Genomic DNA, 17,781 nt, shown 5'->3' with positions numbered 1-17,781 from the left:
TATCAGCCCGAACGCGTTATTATCCGGCCGCTTTGACAATTAAAAATGCTTATTTCACATTTGATGAGCGATAAAGCAGTTCGTCTCGGAGAAAAATCGCAGTTGCGCTGTCCGAGGGTCTTTATCGGAGGTTTTGTATGAAGTGGGGTTTGTGGTTGTTGCCGATGGCATTGACGATCAGTGGTTGCGCGAACGTCTCGGAAATCAACGAGTCCTTGCCGACGATGAACGTGATTTCCGGCAAGAAGCCCCATGAATACGCGCAATGCCTGAGCGAAAAACTGGCCGACAGCCGTGGTGCCTTGCAGATCCAGCCGCACAAGAATGGCTTGCGCGTGATCGTGCCGCTCAAGTTTTCCGCGGGGCCGTCAGCCGTGTTTGACATTGAAGAGCGCTCCGGCGGCAGCAGCATCAAGCTGCACGAGAGCATGTCCAATGTCCCGGTGCGGCCTAAGGATGTACAGAATGCTGCCAACGAGTGCATTTCCGGCTGATAGACTATCGACCATCAGCACCGATGCCGCCCAAGCCCTGCTTTGGCGGCATCGTTATTTCTGGAGTCGAATATGAAGCGAGAGCAGGTCCGGGAGCGCCACGCAGAGGGTTTGATCTCTGCCACCCATGTGATTCAGAACCCGGCGGAGCTGGGGGAATGGATCGTGTTTTTCAAGAAAAGCGCCGGGCGCAGCTATTTCCTGGTGGATGACAATGATGAAGTCGAGTCCTTCAGCCGCCTTGATGATCTGATCGATACCGTGCGCGGGCTTGGAATAAAGTTCGCCGAAATCCACATGTAGGGCGTGGCGCCTTACCTGCAGACCACCACGACGTTGCGGCTCTTGTAGTTGCCGACGTCGGCGCCGAGGGTCTTTTCGCTCTCCTTGAGCGCGGGGGTGCCATCGGTCCCGACAATCTTGTAGCCGGTGCCCGCGCAGGAGGCATCGGCCTTTTCGTAGCACGCAGCCCAGGAGTTGGCTTCCCCGGAGCAGTCAATCGACAGACCTTGCTCTCCGTTGGCCAGGTAGGTCTGTTCCGACGTTGCGCAGCCGCTCAGGGCCAATACCGTTAGCAAAGGCAAAATTTTATTCATGGCTTGATCATCGTCAGGGGGGTGGTCTAAGGCTGAGACAGCGCCAGTATCAAAAGGTTATAGCTAAAGGCCACTTCTTTTTCGTTATTCATAAAAAAGCCCTGCGCCATGGCAGGGCTTTTCCCATCGGGCGTCGATCAGCTCTTGTCCTTGCCGCGTCGCTTGGGTTCCGGGTGCTCAAGCTCCAGCACCGAGGCCACTTCGATTGCCAGGGCTTCGGAAGGGAAAGGTCCGGCGATATTTTCACCGGCGACACTGGCCACCCACCATTGACCGTCTTTCACCTTACTGATCAGGAATCCGTTGACGCTTTTTGCTTCCGACATCTATTTGCCTCGTTGTCTGGTTCAATCGCGCCATGATACCGCCAAACGCACTCAACGGGTGCCGATGGGCGTATGGTGATGGGTTCCGGGCGGTAGAAAACCGTGCATTTGCGCAAGTCTCTGCTATGCATAAGAGGCTGTGCAGCGACCTGCGCACTCTCGCAGGGAACTATCGGCAGGAATATTTCTCTATGTTGACATCGGTTAGCCAGCGCGGGGCATTGTAAGGTGCACGCCGCCTGATTAGACTGCGCCGAAACTCGTACACACAGCCCTTTCAAGGACTTATATGATCAAGAAATGCTTGTTCCCAGCAGCCGGTTACGGTACTCGCTTCCTGCCAGCGACTAAAGCCATGCCCAAAGAAATGCTGCCGGTGGTGAACAAGCCACTGATCCAGTACGGCGTCGAAGAAGCACTGGATGCCGGCTTGACCGAAATCTCCATCGTCACCGGTCGCGGCAAGCGCGCCCTGGAAGACCACTTCGACATCAGCTACGAGCTGGAAAACCAGATCAAGGGCACCGACAAGGAGAAATACCTGGTCGGCATCCGCAAGCTGCTCGACGAGTGCTCGTTCTCCTACACCCGTCAGACCGAAATGAAAGGCCTGGGCCACGCGATCCTCACCGGCCGTCCACTGATCGGTGACGAACCGTTCGCAGTGGTACTGGCGGACGACCTGTGCGTCAACCTCGAAGGCGACGGCGTACTGACCCAGATGGTCAAGCTGTACAAGCAGTTCCGCTGCTCGATCGTGGCCATCCAGGAAGTCGATCCTTCAGAGACCAACAAGTACGGCGTAATCGCCGGCGAGATGATCCGCGACGACATCTACCGCGTACACAGCATGGTTGAAAAGCCAAAGCCGGAAGACGCACCGTCGAACCTGGCCATCATCGGCCGCTACATCCTGACCCCGGACATCTTCGACCTGATCGAACAGACCGAGCCAGGCAAGGGTGGTGAAATCCAGATCACCGACGCCCTGATGAAACAGGCCCAGAACGGCTGCGTGATGGCCTACAAGTTCAAGGGCAAGCGCTTCGACTGCGGCGGCGCCGAAGGCTACATCGACGCGACCAACTTCTGCTTCGAGAACTTCTACAAGACGGGCAAGGCGTACTGATCGCTTTCGACCTGACTGTATTGAAAAGCCACCTTCGGGTGGCTTTTTCATTTTCAGGCCCCATATCGATTGCAGCGCTTGCCCAACAAATGTCCGCAGGTATGCTGGTCACCTGCCGAGGAGATTGAAAATGGCCTACGATTTTGACCTTTATGTGATTGGTGCCGGTTCTGGCGGTGTGCGAGCTGCGCGGTTTGCCGCCGGGTTCGGTGCGAAAGTGGCCGTGGCCGAGAGCCGCTATCTGGGCGGGACCTGTGTGAACGTCGGCTGCGTTCCGAAAAAATTGCTGGTCTACGGTGCGCACTTCGCCGAAGACTTCGAGCAGGCTTCCGGTTTTGGCTGGGGTCTGGATGAAGCACAGTTCGACTGGGCGACTTTGATCGCCAACAAGGACCGCGAGATCAATCGCCTCAATGGCATTTATCGCAACCTGCTGGTCAACAGTGGCGTGACCTTGCATGAAGGTCACGCGAAGATCATCGACCCGCATCAGGTCGAGATCAATGGCGAGCGCTTTACCGCCAGAAATATCCTGATCGCTACCGGCGGCTGGCCGCAGATTCCGGAGATCCCGGGGCACGAGCATGCCATCAGTTCCAATCAGGCGTTCTTCCTCAAAGAACTGCCCAAGCGGGTGTTGGTGGTGGGCGGTGGCTACATTGCGGTTGAGTTCGCCGGGATCTTCCACGGCCTCGGTGCGCAGACCACGCTGCTGTATCGCGGTGAATTGTTCCTGCGCGGCTTCGACGGTTCCGTGCGCAAGCATTTGCAGGAAGAATTGACCAAGCGCGGCATGGGCCTGCAATTCAACGCGGACATCGAGCGCATCGAGAAGCAGGCCGATGGCAGCCTGAAAGTCACGCTCAAGGATGGTCGCCAGCTGGAAGCCGATTGCGTGTTCTACGCCACGGGTCGTCGTCCGATGCTGGACAATCTGGGGCTGGAAAACACCGGGGTCAAACTCGACAAGAAAGGCTTCGTCGAGGTCGATGAGCTGTATCAAACCGCCGAGCCATCGATCCTCGCGCTGGGTGATGTGATTGGTCGTGTTCAGCTGACTCCGGTGGCCCTGGCTGAAGGCATGGCGGTGGCACGGCGCCTGTTTAAGCCAGAGCAGTATCGCCCGGTGGATTACAAGATGATCCCGACGGCGGTGTTCAGCCTGCCGAACATCGGCACCGTCGGTTTGACTGAGGAAGAGGCTCGCGAAGCCGGCCACGAGGTGCAGATCTTCGAAAGCCGCTTCCGGCCGATGAAGCTGACTCTGACCGAATGTCAGGAGCGTACGCTGATGAAGCTGGTGGTAGACGCCAGGACTGACAAGGTGTTGGGTTGCCATATGGTCGGCCCGGACGCCGGTGAAATCGTCCAGGGCCTGGCGATTGCCTTGAAGGCCGGCGCCACCAAGCGCGACTTCGACGAAACCATCGGGGTACACCCGACGGCCGCCGAAGAGTTCGTCACCATGCGTACGCCGGTCGCCGGTTAATCGTCCTTCGCTGCGTCTGCCGCTGCCGCAAGGGTCGCGGCCAGACGTACGCGCTCTTCAAGATCCGTCCGGGTCTTGGCCAAATCCATTTCCAGTGACCTGTTGAGCTGCGACTGCTCATCGACGTTCTGTTTGAGTGCCTGGCTTTCCAACAGGGCGACGCGCAGGCGTTCCTGGAGGAGGGTGCGCTCGCCGTCGACGCGAGTGGTCTGTTCCAGCAACTGATCCTGGCGGGTATTGCTTTGCTTGAGCTGTTCTTGCAGCAGGCTCAGCTCGCGCAGCGTGCCGCGGTTTTCAGTCAGCAAGCGTTCATTGTCACGGTGCAATTGGGTGATTTCATCCTGGCGTACCAGTGCGCTTTGTTGTGCCTGGCGCAGTTCCATCTGTAGCTGTTGCACTTGGCCTTCATGGCGACTCATTTCCTGTTCGCGCTGTTCCTTGACCGCATTGCGGTAGTGCTCCAGCGCGTCGCGGGTGTGCAGGTGTTTTTCCTCAAGGGAGCGGATCTGCTCGTCCTTGTCTTTCAAGCGCAATTCGAAATCGGCCAGCGCCTGGTTCAAGCCGGCGTTGCGGGTTTGCTCCGTTTGCAATATGGCGCGGGTTTCTTGCAGGGCCTCGGATTCCTGAGTCAGCGCCAGGCTTTGAAATTCGTATTGCTGGTTCAGTTCGCTGTTGGCCTCTTGCGCTTCGCCGAGTTGATTATCCAGCGCCTTGCGTTGTTCCTCGTACTGCGTACGCGCCTGGTCGATGGGTTCTTGCGCCTGCTCCTTGAGTCTTTGTGCGAGCCGTGTCACCAGCGCCATCAGTTCGTCGTCAATCGGTTCCGTCGGCGCTTCGACAGGTTCGACCCTGTCATCGAGTTCCTTGAGGTAGCGATGGATCGTGGTTTTCGAGCCGGTATTGCCCATCTCGATGCGTACTGCATCGATGCTGGGGTTTTCGCCGCGGGCGAGGATCGCCAACCGAGCGGCTTGAACCACCGCTTTATTTACACCGCCGCGTGCCATGAGATCTCCCGGGTTTTAATGATGTGGTACGTACCACGTAAATACACATTGTACCATTCAATCCATAAAGTTAAATACTGAATGCTATTAACACGGGATATACTGGTATTACCCCGTGTGATACACCCAATACCGGTTTTTGACCCGTCAAAGCGGTATGAATTCAAGAGTTGACCCCATGACCGAGCTGGATCGTTACCTGCAAGCCGCGACTCGCGACAACACCCGTCGCAGCTATCGCGCAGCGATCGAACACTTCGAAGTCACATGGGGCGGTTTTCTGCCGGCCACCGGCGACAGCGTGGCACGCTACCTGGTGGCCCATGCCGGTGTGTTGTCGATCAATACGCTGAAACTGCGTTTGTCGGCATTGGCGCAGTGGCACAACAGCCAGGGTTTTGCCGATCCCACCAAGGCGCCAGTGGTGCGCAAGGTGTTCAAGGGCATTCGTGCGCTGCACCCGGCCCAGGAAAAACAAGCCGAACCCTTGCAGCTTCAACATCTGGAGCAGGTAGTCAGTTGTCTGGAGCAAGAAGTGCAAGTCGCCAGGGCCACAGGCGACCGACCGGGTTTGCTGCGGGCCAGGCGCGACATGGCCTTGATCCTGTTGGGCTTCTGGCGCGGCTTTCGCAGTGATGAGTTGTGCCGGCTTCAGGTGGAACATGTGCAAGCCAGCGCCGGTTCCGGCATCAGCCTCTATCTGCCGCGCAGCAAGAGTGATCGCGACAACCTCGGCAAGACCTATCAGACACCGGCTTTGCAACGCTTATGTCCAGTGCAGGCTTATATCGACTGGATTACCGAGGCGGCATTGGTGCGTGGGCCGGTGTTCCGTGGCATCGACCGCTGGGGGCATCTGGGCGAGGAGGGATTGCACGCCAACAGCGTGATTCCGTTATTGCGTCAGGCGTTGGCGCGGGCAGGTATCGCCGGCGAGCTTTACACCAGTCACTCCTTGCGTCGCGGTTTTGCCACCTGGGCGCATCAGAGTGGCTGGGATTTGAAGTCGTTGATGAGCTATGTGGGCTGGAAGGACATGAAGTCGGCCATGCGTTACATCGAAGCCAGTCCGTTCCTCGGCATGGCGCGCATCACCGAAAAGCCGGTGTCACCCTAGATACCGTTTTCTTCTATTAATACCGCTGGCTAATAGCCAAAGCCAATCAGCAGCATCAGGTTTGCCAATGAGCCAACCGTCCGTCGAGTGGGTAAAGTTCTCTCCATCAACTTCTTAACCCCTGACGGAGAGTCAACGATGCCTATCATCAACAGCCAAGTTAAACCGTTCAAAGCTGATGCATTCAAAAATGGCGACTTCGTAAAAGTCTCGGACGCTGACCTGAAAGGCAAGTGGTCTGTGGTGTTCTTCTACCCGGCCGACTTCACCTTCGTCTGCCCGACCGAGCTGGAAGACCTGGCTGACAACTACGACGCATTCCAGAAACTGGGCGTCGAGATCTACAGCGTTTCCACCGACACTCACTTCGCCCACGCTGCCTGGCACAACACTTCGCCAGCCATCGGCAAGATCCAGTACACCATGATCGGCGACCCGACCCACGCCATCTCCCGCAACTTCGACGTGCTGATCGAAGAAGCTGGCCTGGCTGACCGTGGCACCTTCGTGATCAACCCGGAAGGCCAGATCAAGATCGTAGAACTGAACGACGGCGGTGTAGGCCGTGATGCTTCCGAGCTGCTGCGCAAGATCAAGGCTGCCCAGTACGTCGCTGCTCACCCAGGCCAGGTTTGCCCGGCCAAGTGGAAAGAAGGCGAGGCCACTCTGGCGCCGTCCCTGGACCTGGTCGGCAAGATCTAAGTCTGTGACGCGCTTCATCAGGGCGGACTTCCGCACCTTCTAAGCAAGCTGCACCGCCCAATAAAAACGCCCGGGCGAGATTCGCTCGGGCGTTTTTTTGTCTCAAGAATTCAAGGAAATCGCCCGTATGTTGGACACCAATCTTAAAGCCCAGTTGAAATCGTACCTGGAACGGGTCACCCAGCCGATCGAGATCGTTGCTTCCCTCGACGACGGTGCGAAATCCCGGGAAATGCTCGAACTGCTGAAAGATGTTGCCAGTCTTTCCAGCCAGATTACTTTGCTCGATAACGGCGACGATGCACGCAAACCGTCGTTCTCGATCAACCGCCCGGGCGCCGATATCAGCCTGCGTTTCGCCGGCATCCCGATGGGCCACGAATTCACGTCCTTGGTGCTGGCCTTGCTGCAAGTCGGCGGCCACCCTTCGAAAGCCAGCGCTGAAGTGATCGAACAGATCCGCTCGCTCAAGGGCGAGTTCAGCTTCGAGACTTACTTCTCGCTGTCCTGCCAGAACTGCCCGGACGTAGTCCAGGCGCTGAACCTGATGGCGGTACTGAACCCGAACATTCGCCACGTCGCCATCGACGGCGCGCTGTTCCAGGCCGAAGTCGATGAGCGCCAGATCATGGCGGTCCCAAGCATTTACCTCAACGGTGTGAACTTCGGCCAGGGCCGCATGGGCCTGGAAGAAATCCTCGCCAAAATCGACACCAGCGGCATCGAACGCCAGGCCGAGAAGATCAGCGCCAAGGATGCCTTTGACGTGCTGGTGGTCGGCGGTGGCCCGGCCGGTGCTTCGGCGGCAATCTATGCAGCGCGTAAAGGTATCCGCACCGGTGTCGCGGCCGAACGTTTTGGTGGGCAGGTGCTGGACACTATGGCCATCGAGAACTTTATCTCGGTGCAGGAAACCGAAGGGCCGAAGCTGGCCGTGGCCCTGGAAGAGCACGTCAAGCAGTACGACGTGGATATCATGAATCTGCAACGCGCAGACAAATTGATCACTGGCAAAGAAGGTCAGTTGCACGAAGTCCACTTCGCCAGCGGCGCGAAGCTCAAGGCCAGGACCGTGATCCTCGCAACCGGTGCGCGGTGGCGTGAAATGAACGTGCCGGGCGAACAGCAATACCGCAACAAGGGCGTGGCGTACTGCCCGCACTGCGACGGCCCGCTGTTCAAGGGCAAGCGTGTGGCGGTGATTGGTGGCGGCAACTCCGGCGTCGAAGCGGCCATCGACCTGGCCGGTATCGTGTCCCATGTTACGCTGCTGGAGTTCGATGTGCAGTTGCGAGCCGATGCGGTGTTGCAACGCAAGTTGCACAGCCTGCCGAACGTCACCGTGATCACCAGTGCGCAAACCACTGAAGTCACCGGCGACGGCCAGAAGGTCAACGGCCTGCGCTACAAGGATCGTCAGAGCAACGAGTTGCACAGTGTGGAACTGGAAGGGATCTTTGTGCAGATCGGTCTGCTGCCCAACACCGATTGGCTCAAAGGCACCATCGAGTTGTCGCCCCGTGGCGAGATCATCGTCGACGCTCGCGGTGAAACGTCGGTGCCGGGTGTTTTTGCCGCCGGTGACGTGACGACCGTGCCGTACAAGCAGATCGTGATCGCCGTGGGCGAGGGCGCGAAGGCTTCCCTCAGTGCTTTCGATCACTTGATCCGGTCTTCCGCTCCGGCATAAACCCTGGCGCTGAAAACACAAAACCCCATGAGTGATCATGGGGTTTTTTATGGATCAAAAGATCGCAGCCTGCGGCAGCTCCTACACCAATCTCTGTAGGAGCTGCCGCAGGCTGCGATCTTTTGATTTTGCTTTATAGCGGAGCCGGCTGAATGATCTCGACCCAGTAGGCGTCCGGGTCCTTGATGAACGCCAGGCTCTTCATGCGGCCATCGCTCAAGCGTTTCTGGAAATCGCAGCCCAGTGCTTCAAAGCGCTCGCAGGCGGCGACGATGTCCGGCACCGAGATGCAGATGTGGCCGAAACCGCGGGGGTCGGTGTTGCCGTTGTGGTAGGCGAAATCCGCATCGTGCTCGGTGCCGTGGTTGTGGGTCAGCTCCAGGATGCCGGGGATCGATTTCATCCACTCGGTGCGCGCCGCGGCGTCGGCCGGGATCTGGTTCTTGTCTACCAGCGCCAGGAAATACAGGCTGAACTCGGCTTCCGGGAAATCGCGTTTTTCCACCAGGGTAAAACCCAGGATGCGTGTGTAGAAGTCCAGGGACTTGGTGATGTCCTTGACCCGCAGCATGGTGTGGTTGAAGACGAATTTCTGTGTAGCGGCGTCCGGTTGAGCGGTGACGCCGGGGAAGGTGTTCAATTCGTGCAGGCTCATGGGCCCTCCGGGAAATATGTGGGCTAACGAATGACGACAATGATACGCAAGGGTTCGGACATCACCAAACCCAAACAGTCGGCTATTGCCTGACAGCCGGCATGGGCCCAGACTTTATGGCTTGATCCTTGAGTGCCCATTGCAATGATTCGATTTCGTAACCTGCTGTTCATCCTGCTAAGCGTGTTTTCGCTGGCTGGCGTTGCTCGCGCCGATGCGCCAGTAGTGACCTGGCCACAAGGCTGGCAGGTCGAAGAAGTGCCTGAATCGGCGCCGGGGGTCAGCCGCCAGCGGGCGGTGAAAAATGATCAGGATGGATCGCCGCTCATGGTGATGGAACTGACCATGAGCCCGGTGCAAAGTGATCACCAGGTAAACCTCGAGGGCGTATTGCTGGAGATGCGCAAGTCGGTTCAAAAAGACTTCTTTCAGGGCGGGTATCAAAGTGTCTGCACGCGCATTCATTCGACTACGTTGAGTCGATTGGTCGCGCTGGAAACAACCTGCACCATCACGCAAAACGGCAGGCATGTGCTTTCGCAAACATTGGTGGCCGCGGTGGATGCCGATAAGGCCTATGTTCTTTCCTACGCAGGGCAGGCCGAGGCTTATAAGGCGAGCCAGGATGAAATAGACGCTGCCCGTAACAGCTTGAAACTTTAGTAAGCGACAGTGCTTTTCGATGCATGAAGAAAATTTTAGATATCCAAATGGATTAAGCAGAAAGTTGGTGGCAGTCAGGTAATTGTGCGGTGTCCGCCTTCGGGTTTTAGATGGCCCATGAAAAAGCCCTGCATGAGCAGGGCTTTTTTGTCGCCGCGAGAGTTAGCCGCGCAGCCAGGAATCAACGGTGGCTGCACCGTACTGTTCTTTCCAGGCTTTCAGGCCGCGGTGGTTGCCGCCCTTGGTTTCAATCAGCTCGCCGGTGTGCGGGTTCTGATAAACCTTGACCACGCGGGCGCGGCGGGTTTTAGGTGCTGCCTGCTGCAGGCCGGATTTTGCCGGGTTAGGGTCGAGAATGGCGATGATGTCGCGCAGGCTCTTGCCATAGGTTTTCATCAAACCCTGGAGCTTCTCTTCGAATTCGATTTCTTTCTTGAGCCCGGCATCGTTCTTCAGGGATTCCAACTGCTTGAGCTGTTCTTGAAGGGCCTTTTCGGCTGCACGAAATTCAGCGAGTCTGGACAATATCTTTACTCCAATAGTGTGTTTGGCTGATACCAACCGCAAACAAAGCTATAAGCCAAGAGCCTTGAAGCGACTCGGTGATAGTGGCTCACCTGCCAATTTAGCGCAGGCATGAAAAATTGTAGTAGTTAATTGACCAAGAGTAAATCCTGTCTTTTTCTTCATGTAACGTCAGTAGTGTTTTGATTCAAATTGGTGCGGCTAATCGTTTGTTTTGGCGATTAAATTTGCGAGTTAATGGTCTCTTAATGCACTAATGAATTCCGCGCCGGGCATGGGTTTGCCGAACAGATAACCTTGCAGGAAGTTGACCTGGTGAGCGCTCAGGTAATCACTCTGCTCGCGGGTTTCGACACCTTCGGCCACCAGTGCAAGGTCGAGTTTGACCGCCAGTTCGATGATGCTGTCGAGGATGTGGCTCGACAGTGTGTCGACGCCGATCATGGCGACAAAACTCTGGTCGATTTTCAGAAAATCGACATTGAATTGCCGCAGGTAGCCAAGGCTTGAGTGGCCCGTGCCGAAGTCGTCGATGGCGATTTTCACGTCCAGTTCGCGAAGTTGCTCGAACAGTTGCAGGGTAATGGCCGTGGGCTCGATCAGTTCACGCTCGGTCAGTTCCAGTACCAGATGGATCGACCCCGGCTCGAACGCATCGAGAAACTCGCGGCAATCCTTGACCAGTTCCAGGTCCTGGCAATGGCTGGCGGTGATGTTGATGCCAATGTGAAGCGGCTTGTTGAAGCTGGCCGATTGCGGTGCGAGCAGGGCGGCGGTTTGTCGCATCAGCGAGCGGGTCATCGGTACGATCAGCCCGGAGTGCTCGGCAAACGGAATGAACAGATCCGGACGCACCAGGCCTTCCTTCGGATGTTGCCAGCGCATCAGCACTTCAGCGCCGGACCAGCTTTTGTTGTCGCCATGCACCACGGGCTGGAAATACGGAATGAACTCTTTAGCCTCCAGTGCCCGCTGCATTTCAAAGGTGGGTGACGATGAGCGCTTTTGCAGGAAGTGACCAATTGCCCCGGCAATCACACCGAAGAAAATCAGCAGGCTGAACAGCGGCGGATATTCGCTGCTCATGTATCGCCAGGTTTCGCCTTTGGGGAAACCCGCTTCCACGGCAAAAGCATAGTGCCCGGAGGTCAAGCGACTTTGCGCAACGGGCAACTCAGGCGCGGCGCCGGTATGAAACTTGCCGTCGGCGGACAACCAGTCCGGGCCAACTTGCAGCAACAGCAAGGTCTTGCGACCGATCAGGCGCAGGATATTGCTCAAGTGATAACCATCGAGGGTCGTCAGCGCGCCTTTTTTTCCTTCGCTCAGGCGGTACACCAGCAAGGCGGTGTTGGGCGTTACCGGATTGCCGTTCATGAGCCATAAGGCGCCCTGGGTGTAGTCACCGGGGTTGACCGTCTCCTGGTAGTCGCCAAACAGAGAGCTGCAATAGAGGTTGTTGTCCCACACCAGATTGGTGGAACGCACGAAGGGGCGGCGGGTGACCTGCTCGCGCAGCGCCAGTTTGACGTCAGCGCAACTTTGGCCCGCCAGCGGCAGCAATTCACGGGCGGCCTGGGCGGTGTTGTCGAGCATCAGGTCGAACTGGCGAATCGCTTCTTCGGCGGTTTGTTCGGTCTCTTGTTTAAGCGCACGCCCAGCTTGCATGTAAAGAATGGCGGCCCCCAGCAGCACCGGGAGCAAGCCACTGATCAGGGTGACGGCAATTCTTGTGCGGCGACTGCGGGTTTTGGCTTTCAGTGGCATTCGCGAGTCCTGTCACGAAGAAGTAAGGCTCTCGGATACTGGCAGGGCAATACGCCTCCCAAAAAGAGTTCGGGTATGGGCCATGATAGTTGGCCGTTGGCGGTTATGCCGCTCAACGCAAGTCAAGGCTTTCGGCCAGCTTGATAAAGGCCAGTGTCGCAGGTGATGCCTGGCGTCGATCGAGCACCGCCAGGCCGACCTGGCGCAACACCACCGGCGACAGCGGTTTTTTCACCCAGCGGCGGTCAATCTGATCGGGCAATGAACCTTCGGCAACCACCGTCACTGCATCGCCACGAGCGACGACATCCAGGGTGCTGATCAACTGCGAGCAGCGATAACGGATATTGGGCGTCAGTCGGGCCACCGTGAACAGGCGTGAAACCAGATCCGAAGAACCGGCCTCGGTCAGCACGAACGGGAAATCGCACAGGTCCTTCAGGCTCAGGCTGTCGTGAACTGCCAGCGGGTGGGCGGCGGGCAGCAGTGCGACCATCTGGTCTTCGATCAGCGCGACCGTGTCGAAACGTTCCTCGGGTAACACCACAAAGCCGATGTCGATCCGTCGTTCCTCCAGCCACTGGAGCACCTGGCGGTCGGGGCCTTCGTCGATATGCACCTCGATGCCGGGATGGGCGGCGCGGTACTGTTGCAGAATCAACGGCAGTAATTTGATCGATGAGGTCGGGCCGAAGGAGCCGATGCGCAGCGTGCCGCGTTTCATGCCCCTTGCATCGGCCGCTTCCTGGCGCAGCGTGTTGGCCAGGCCTAGCATCGCCCGGGCGCGCAGCAACAACTGCTGGCCAATGTCGCTCAGTTCGACCCGGGATTGATGGCGGCGCAACAGTTCGACACCCAACTCCAGTTCCAGGGACTTCAACGCATGGGACACCGCCGATTGGGAAATGCCCAGGCGATTGGCTGCCGCGGTGAAACCGTGGAGTTCGGCCACCAGGGAGAAAATCTCCAGTTGAGTGAGGGTCATGAGTGTTTACTCATTTTACGATGACTGGGTATTAGCTGAATGATACGGCATCTCTCCAACATCCGGCCCTGGAATCTCATGACGATCTGCGAGCAAAGCCTGTCAAAACCCTCGGATCTGCCGGTGTATCTGAAGCTGGCGGCGGTCACCATGGTGTGGGGTGGCACCTTCGTCGCCGGGCGCTATCTGGCCGGCGACCTCAGCCCGCTGCTGGCTGCCAGCCTGCGGTTTCTGCTGGCCAGCGTGGCGTTGCTGCTGTTTATACGCATGGCGCGGACGCCGCTGGCCAGGCCCAGCCCCCGGCAATGGTTGCAACTGTCATTGCTTGGCTTCTTCGGGATCTTCTTTTACAACCTGTGCTTCTTTTATGGTCTGCATTACATCAGCGCTTCACGGGCGTCCTTGATCGTGGCGCTGAATCCGGCGGTGATCGGCCTGGCTTCCTGGCTGCTGTTCAAGGAGCGTTTGAACCGGGCCAAAGTCGTCGGCATTGCGATCTGCATGGCGGGTGCGAGCATGGTGATCGTCAGTCGCGACCCGCAACTACTGGCCGGCGATGCCGACGCCTGGCTTGGCGACTTGTTGATTTTCGGCTGCGTCCTCGGCTGGGGTGTCTACTCGCTGTGCTCCAAAGAGCTGAACCACAGCCTGGGACCGGTGCAAACCGTGACCTGGTCGATCCTGCTGGGCACCGTCATGCTCTGGATCACCTGCATCGTGCGCGGTGAGGTCAGTGTCGCCGCGATCGCCCAGCTCGGTGCGCAGCAATGGTTGAGCCTTTTGTACCTGGGCGTGCTGGGATCGGCGCTGGCGTACATCGGCTACTACGACGGCATTCGCAAAATCGGCGCGACCCGTTCCGGGGTGTTCATTGCCTTGAACCCGTTGACGGCGGTGATCCTTGGCGCGCTGCTGCTGGATGAGCCGCTGACGCTGGCCATGTGCCTGGGTGGCGGGCTGATACTGGCGGGGATTTTCCTCTGCAACAAACCCCTTGCGCGGGCATGGAAAAAGGGGATTTGATACAGAAGGCGGACAAACTGATTTACGCTGTGTAGAATCGGGTTACGCATACAATAATAATCGTCTTCTGGCAGCAGAAGCCTCGCCCGCAAGAGCCTTGGGTCGATAATGAAGATATTCGGGTTTCAACTGATCTACGGTGACTTTCTCGCCCGCAGTGTGCGGGGCATCTCCTGTGCGCCACCCACCGGTCTCAGCATTGCTTACAACTAACCTTTGTTAATTGATAAAAAAATGATGAGGCGCCGACCATGGCAGATTTATACGAAAACCCAATGGGCCTGATGGGCTTTGAATTCATCGAACTCGCATCGCCGACCCCGAACACCCTGGAGCCGATCTTCGAGATCATGGGCTTCACCAAGGTGGCGACCCACCGTTCCAAGGACGTGCACCTGTATCGCCAGGGCGCGATCAACCTGATCCTCAACAACGAACCTCACAGCGTGGCCTCGTACTTCGCGGCTGAGCACGGTCCGTCGGTGTGCGGCATGGCGTTTCGCGTCAAGGATTCGCAAAAAGCCTACAAGCGTGCCCTGGAACTCGGCGCCCAGCCGATCCACATCGAAACCGGCCCGATGGAACTGAACCTGCCGGCGATCAAAGGCATCGGTGGCGCGCCGCTGTACCTGATCGACCGTTTCGGCGAAGGCAGCTCGATCTATGACATCGACTTCGTGTTCATCGAAGGCGTCGACCGCCATCCGGTCGGTGCCGGCCTGAAGATCATCGATCACCTGACCCACAACGTGTATCGCGGTCGCATGGCCTACTGGGCCAACTTCTACGAGAAGCTGTTCAACTTCCGCGAAATCCGCTACTTCGACATCAAGGGCGAATACACCGGCCTGACCTCCAAGGCGATGACCGCGCCGGACGGCATGATCCGTATCCCGTTGAACGAAGAATCGTCCAAGGGCGCCGGGCAGATCGAAGAGTTCCTGATGCAGTTCAACGGCGAGGGCATCCAGCACGTTGCGTTCCTGTCCGAAGACCTGATCAAGACCTGGGATCACCTGAAAAAAATCGGCATGCGCTTCATGACCGCGCCGCCGGAGACCTACTACGAAATGCTCGAAGGCCGTTTGCCGAACCACGGCGAGCCGGTGGACCAACTGCAGGCGCGGGGCATTTTGCTGGACGGATCGTCCGAGTCGGGCGACAAGCGTCTGCTGCTGCAGATCTTCTCGGAAACCCTGATGGGGCCGGTGTTCTTCGAGTTCATCCAGCGCAAGGGCGACGACGGTTTCGGCGAAGGCAACTTCAAGGCGCTGTTCGAATCCATTGAGCGTGACCAGGTTCGTCGTGGTGTGTTGTCCACGGACTGATCCAATGTAAAAAACCGGTCGTTGGCCGGTTTTTTTTGATCAAAAGATCGCAGCCTTCGGCAGCTCCTACATGGTTTGCATTCCCTGTAGGAGCTGCCGAAGGCTGCGATCTTTTGCATTAACGTCTGCGCTGGCGTACCAGATGCTTGAACCCTTCAAACACCAGCACCAGCACAGCCATCCAGATCGGGATATATGTCAGCCACTCACCGGACTTGATGCTTTCCCCCAACAGCAACGCCACGCCCAGCAGCAACACCGGTTCGACGTAGCTCAACAAGCCGAACAGGCTGAACGGCAGCAGGCGACTGGCAATGATGTAGATCACCAATGCCGACGCACTGATCACGCCGAGCATCGGGATCAACAGCGACAACCATGGATGCTGTTCAAACACACCGAACCCCTGCGCGCCGCTTTGAACAAACCAGAACGCCACCGGCAGGGTCAATGCCATGTCCAGCCACAAGCCGCCGAGGTTGTCCGCCGCCAGCCGTTTGCGCAGGATGAAGTAGGTTGGATAGCCAATGCAGACCAGCAAGGTCGCCCAGGAAAAACCACCGACCTGATACACCTCGTTGACCACCCCGAGGCAGGCGAACACCACGGCAACTTTTTGCAGGTAGGACAGGCGTTCGCCGTAGGCCAGGCGGCCGGTCAGGACCATGGTCAGCGGCAACAGGAAATAGCCGAGGGATACGTCGAGGCTGTAGCCGTTCAACGGCGCCCACATGAACAGCCACAACTGCACGCCGAGCAGGGCAGAGGAGGCGACCAGCGCGCCCATCAGTTTCGGATTGGCCTTGGCGCGCCGAACGATCTCCAGCACTCGCTTCCATTCCCCGGACACCACCATGAACACGGTCATGCACGGGACGGTCAGCAGCATGCGCCAACCGAAGATTTCCACGCCGCTCAAGGGGGTGAGCAGCGACGTGTAGTAATACATGACGGCAAACAGCACCGAGGCTGAAACCGATAGAGCGATACCTTTAGACAAGCTGTCCTCGCGTGATTTTGAGTGAGAGTGAAACGGGCGCAGAGGATACGTGGTTTTTCAGACGAATATTGACCGATCAATCAACACGGACCCTGTGGGAGCGGGCTTGCTCGCGAAAGCGATTTTCCAGCCAACATCAACGTTGAATGTTAAGCCGCCTTCGCGAGCAAGCCCGCTCCCACATTGGTTTGCTGTTTCTTCAGTTATTGCGCGGTGTACGCCCCGACACAAAATGGCTCACATCATTGAACCCCTGTGTCGACGCATGCCCCGGCGTCACCAGCGAATCGATGAATGCCTCGTCCTCGGCCGTGATCTTCACCGCCTGCGCCTTAGTGTAGGCGTCCCACTGCGCTTCGGTGCGCGGCCCGACAATGGCCGAGGTCACGGCGCTGTTGTTCAGCACCCAGGCAATCGCGAACTCGACGATGCCGACGCCGCGCTGCCGGGTGTACTGCTGGATCTGCTGGGCGATGCGCAAGGACTCGACGCGCCATTCGGTTTCCAGGATGCGTTTGTCCTGGCGCCCGGCCCGGCTGTTGGCGTCCGGTTTCACATCCGGCGCGTACTTGCCGCTGAGCACTCCGCGCGCCAGCGGGCTGTAGGGCACCACGCCAAGGCCGTAGTTTTGTGCCGCGGTGATTTGCTCGGTTTCAGCCTGGCGGTTGACGATGTTGTACAGCGGCTGGCTGATCACCGGCCGGTCAACACCCAGCTTGTCGGCCACGCGGATGACTTCGGCGATGCGCCAGCCACGGTAGTTGGACAGGCCCCAGTAACGGATTTTGCCTTGGCGGATCAAGTCGCCGATGGCCGATACCGTGACCTCCAGCGGCGTGTTGTGGTCTTCGCGGTGCAGGTAATAGATGTCGAGGTAGTCGGTGCCCAGGCGCGTCAGGCTGGCATCGATGCCGTTGAACAGATGCTTGCGGCTCAGGCCGCTGCGGTTGGGGACGCCGTCCACGGGACCGAAGCCGACCTTGGTGGCCAGCACCCATTCATGGCGGCGGCTGGCGATGGCCTCGCCGACGATTTCCTCGGAATGGCCGTTGGTGTAGACGTCGGCGGTGTCGATGAAGTTGATGCCCTGGTCCCAGGCCTTGTCGATGATTCGCAGGGAATCTTCGGCGCTGGTCTGTTCGCCGAACATCATGGTGCCCAGGGTCAGGGTGGATACCTGCAGACCCGAATGACCCAGCATGCGGTAGCTCATGAGCAAATCCTTTTACCAGTGGGAAAGGCTCAATCAGATACCAGAACAACTGCAGGGATCAAACTGAAATAT

Annotated in this window: 19 protein-coding genes; 10 read left to right on the top strand and 9 right to left on the bottom strand. The window is 58.0% G+C overall.

Annotated elements, in window-relative coordinates:
• The first annotated feature begins 137 nt into the window (after positions 1-137).
• Together AC3IP0_RS14940 and AC3IP0_RS14935 are read left to right on the top strand one after the other, a co-directional pair.
• Positions 138-494: a hypothetical protein gene (locus AC3IP0_RS14940; protein ID WP_489315933.1), complete on the top strand. Its 357-nt coding sequence runs from the start codon at positions 138-140 to the stop codon at positions 492-494.
• Positions 495-566: 72 nt separating this feature from the next.
• A complete protein-coding gene (locus tag AC3IP0_RS14935; RefSeq protein WP_008053025.1) occupies positions 567-797 on the top strand; it encodes a hypothetical protein in 231 nt (76 codons plus the stop codon).
• An 11-nt stretch (positions 798-808) separates the two neighbouring features.
• On the opposite strand, the gene AC3IP0_RS14930 is transcribed toward AC3IP0_RS14935, so the two are convergent.
• Positions 809-1,090 (bottom strand): hypothetical protein, encoded by a 282-nt coding sequence (locus AC3IP0_RS14930; protein ID WP_489315932.1) that lies wholly within the window; start codon positions 1,088-1,090, stop codon positions 809-811.
• Positions 1,091-1,227: 137 nt separating this feature from the next.
• Positions 1,228-1,416: a hypothetical protein gene (locus AC3IP0_RS14925; protein WP_489325121.1), complete on the bottom strand. Its 189-nt coding sequence runs from the start codon at positions 1,414-1,416 to the stop codon at positions 1,228-1,230.
• 289 nt (positions 1,417-1,705) lie between these two features.
• On the opposite strand from AC3IP0_RS14925, the gene galU reads away from it, so the two are divergent.
• Positions 1,706-2,545 carry a UTP--glucose-1-phosphate uridylyltransferase GalU gene (gene galU, locus AC3IP0_RS14920; RefSeq protein ID WP_056724500.1) on the top strand — a complete coding sequence of 280 codons (840 nt, stop codon included), beginning with the start codon at positions 1,706-1,708 and terminating at the stop codon, positions 2,543-2,545.
• A 130-nt stretch (positions 2,546-2,675) separates the two neighbouring features.
• On the top strand, positions 2,676-4,034 hold the full coding sequence (gorA, locus tag AC3IP0_RS14915) for a glutathione-disulfide reductase (protein WP_489315931.1): 1,359 nt from the start codon (positions 2,676-2,678) through the stop codon (positions 4,032-4,034).
• Here the strand turns inward: gorA and AC3IP0_RS14910 are convergent.
• Complete coding sequence (locus tag AC3IP0_RS14910) at positions 4,031-5,041, bottom strand: DNA-binding protein (RefSeq protein WP_489315930.1); 1,011 nt, start codon at positions 5,039-5,041, stop codon at positions 4,031-4,033. The genes gorA and AC3IP0_RS14910 overlap by 4 nt on opposite strands.
• Positions 5,042-5,219: 178 nt before the next feature.
• Between AC3IP0_RS14910 and AC3IP0_RS14905 the strand changes: the two genes are divergently transcribed.
• The 3 genes from AC3IP0_RS14905 to ahpF all read left to right on the top strand — a co-directional run bounded on the left by AC3IP0_RS14905 (position 5,220) and on the right by ahpF (position 8,550).
• Complete coding sequence (locus tag AC3IP0_RS14905; protein WP_489325118.1) at positions 5,220-6,158, top strand: site-specific integrase; 939 nt, start codon at positions 5,220-5,222, stop codon at positions 6,156-6,158.
• Between the two features lie 138 nt (positions 6,159-6,296).
• A complete protein-coding gene (gene ahpC, locus AC3IP0_RS14900) occupies positions 6,297-6,860 on the top strand; it encodes an alkyl hydroperoxide reductase subunit C (protein ID WP_007975937.1) in 564 nt (187 codons plus the stop codon).
• 127 nt (positions 6,861-6,987) lie between these two features.
• A complete protein-coding gene (gene ahpF / locus AC3IP0_RS14895) occupies positions 6,988-8,550 on the top strand; it encodes an alkyl hydroperoxide reductase subunit F (RefSeq protein WP_489325116.1) in 1,563 nt (520 codons plus the stop codon).
• A gap of 133 nt (positions 8,551-8,683) precedes the next feature.
• Here ahpF and gloA read toward each other — a convergent pair whose 3' ends face one another.
• The gene (gene gloA, locus AC3IP0_RS14890; protein ID WP_489325114.1) at positions 8,684-9,205 is read right to left on the bottom strand and encodes a lactoylglutathione lyase; all 522 of its coding nucleotides are present in this window, start codon (positions 9,203-9,205) and stop codon (positions 8,684-8,686) included.
• Between the two features lie 144 nt (positions 9,206-9,349).
• Between gloA and AC3IP0_RS14885 the strand changes: the two genes are divergently transcribed.
• Positions 9,350-9,868, top strand: coding sequence for a DUF4946 domain-containing protein (locus AC3IP0_RS14885; protein ID WP_489315926.1), 519 nt, complete (start codon positions 9,350-9,352; stop codon positions 9,866-9,868).
• 162 nt (positions 9,869-10,030) lie between these two features.
• On the opposite strand, the gene AC3IP0_RS14880 is transcribed toward AC3IP0_RS14885, so the two are convergent.
• The 3 genes from AC3IP0_RS14880 to AC3IP0_RS14870 form a co-directional block, all read right to left on the bottom strand.
• Complete coding sequence (locus tag AC3IP0_RS14880; protein WP_008065377.1) at positions 10,031-10,393, bottom strand: histone-like nucleoid-structuring protein, MvaT/MvaU family; 363 nt, start codon at positions 10,391-10,393, stop codon at positions 10,031-10,033.
• 234 nt (positions 10,394-10,627) lie between these two features.
• Positions 10,628-12,160, bottom strand: coding sequence for an EAL domain-containing protein (locus AC3IP0_RS14875; protein WP_489315925.1), 1,533 nt, complete (start codon positions 12,158-12,160; stop codon positions 10,628-10,630).
• A gap of 112 nt (positions 12,161-12,272) precedes the next feature.
• Positions 12,273-13,145 carry a LysR family transcriptional regulator gene (locus AC3IP0_RS14870; protein ID WP_489315924.1) on the bottom strand — a complete coding sequence of 291 codons (873 nt, stop codon included), beginning with the start codon at positions 13,143-13,145 and terminating at the stop codon, positions 12,273-12,275.
• Positions 13,146-13,223: 78 nt separating this feature from the next.
• Here AC3IP0_RS14870 and AC3IP0_RS14865 point away from each other — a divergent pair, with 78 nt between their 5' ends.
• Positions 13,224-14,168, top strand: a complete 945-nt coding sequence (locus AC3IP0_RS14865) for a DMT family transporter (RefSeq protein ID WP_489315923.1) — start codon at positions 13,224-13,226, stop codon at positions 14,166-14,168.
• A 251-nt stretch (positions 14,169-14,419) separates the two neighbouring features.
• Complete coding sequence (hppD, locus tag AC3IP0_RS14860; protein ID WP_489315922.1) at positions 14,420-15,496, top strand: 4-hydroxyphenylpyruvate dioxygenase; 1,077 nt, start codon at positions 14,420-14,422, stop codon at positions 15,494-15,496.
• Positions 15,497-15,614: 118 nt separating this feature from the next.
• Here hppD and rarD read toward each other — a convergent pair whose 3' ends face one another.
• Both rarD and AC3IP0_RS14850 read right to left on the bottom strand, forming a co-directional pair.
• Positions 15,615-16,496: an EamA family transporter RarD gene (gene rarD, locus AC3IP0_RS14855; protein WP_489315921.1), complete on the bottom strand. Its 882-nt coding sequence runs from the start codon at positions 16,494-16,496 to the stop codon at positions 15,615-15,617.
• Positions 16,497-16,695: 199 nt separating this feature from the next.
• Complete coding sequence (locus AC3IP0_RS14850; RefSeq protein WP_489315920.1) at positions 16,696-17,709, bottom strand: aldo/keto reductase; 1,014 nt, start codon at positions 17,707-17,709, stop codon at positions 16,696-16,698.
• Positions 17,710-17,781 lie beyond the last annotated feature (72 nt).

This window comes from Pseudomonas sp. GL_103 (assembly GCF_057835175.1).
The sequence above is the reverse complement of the archived record's forward strand: the minus strand, read 5'-3'. Positions and strand labels throughout refer to the sequence as shown.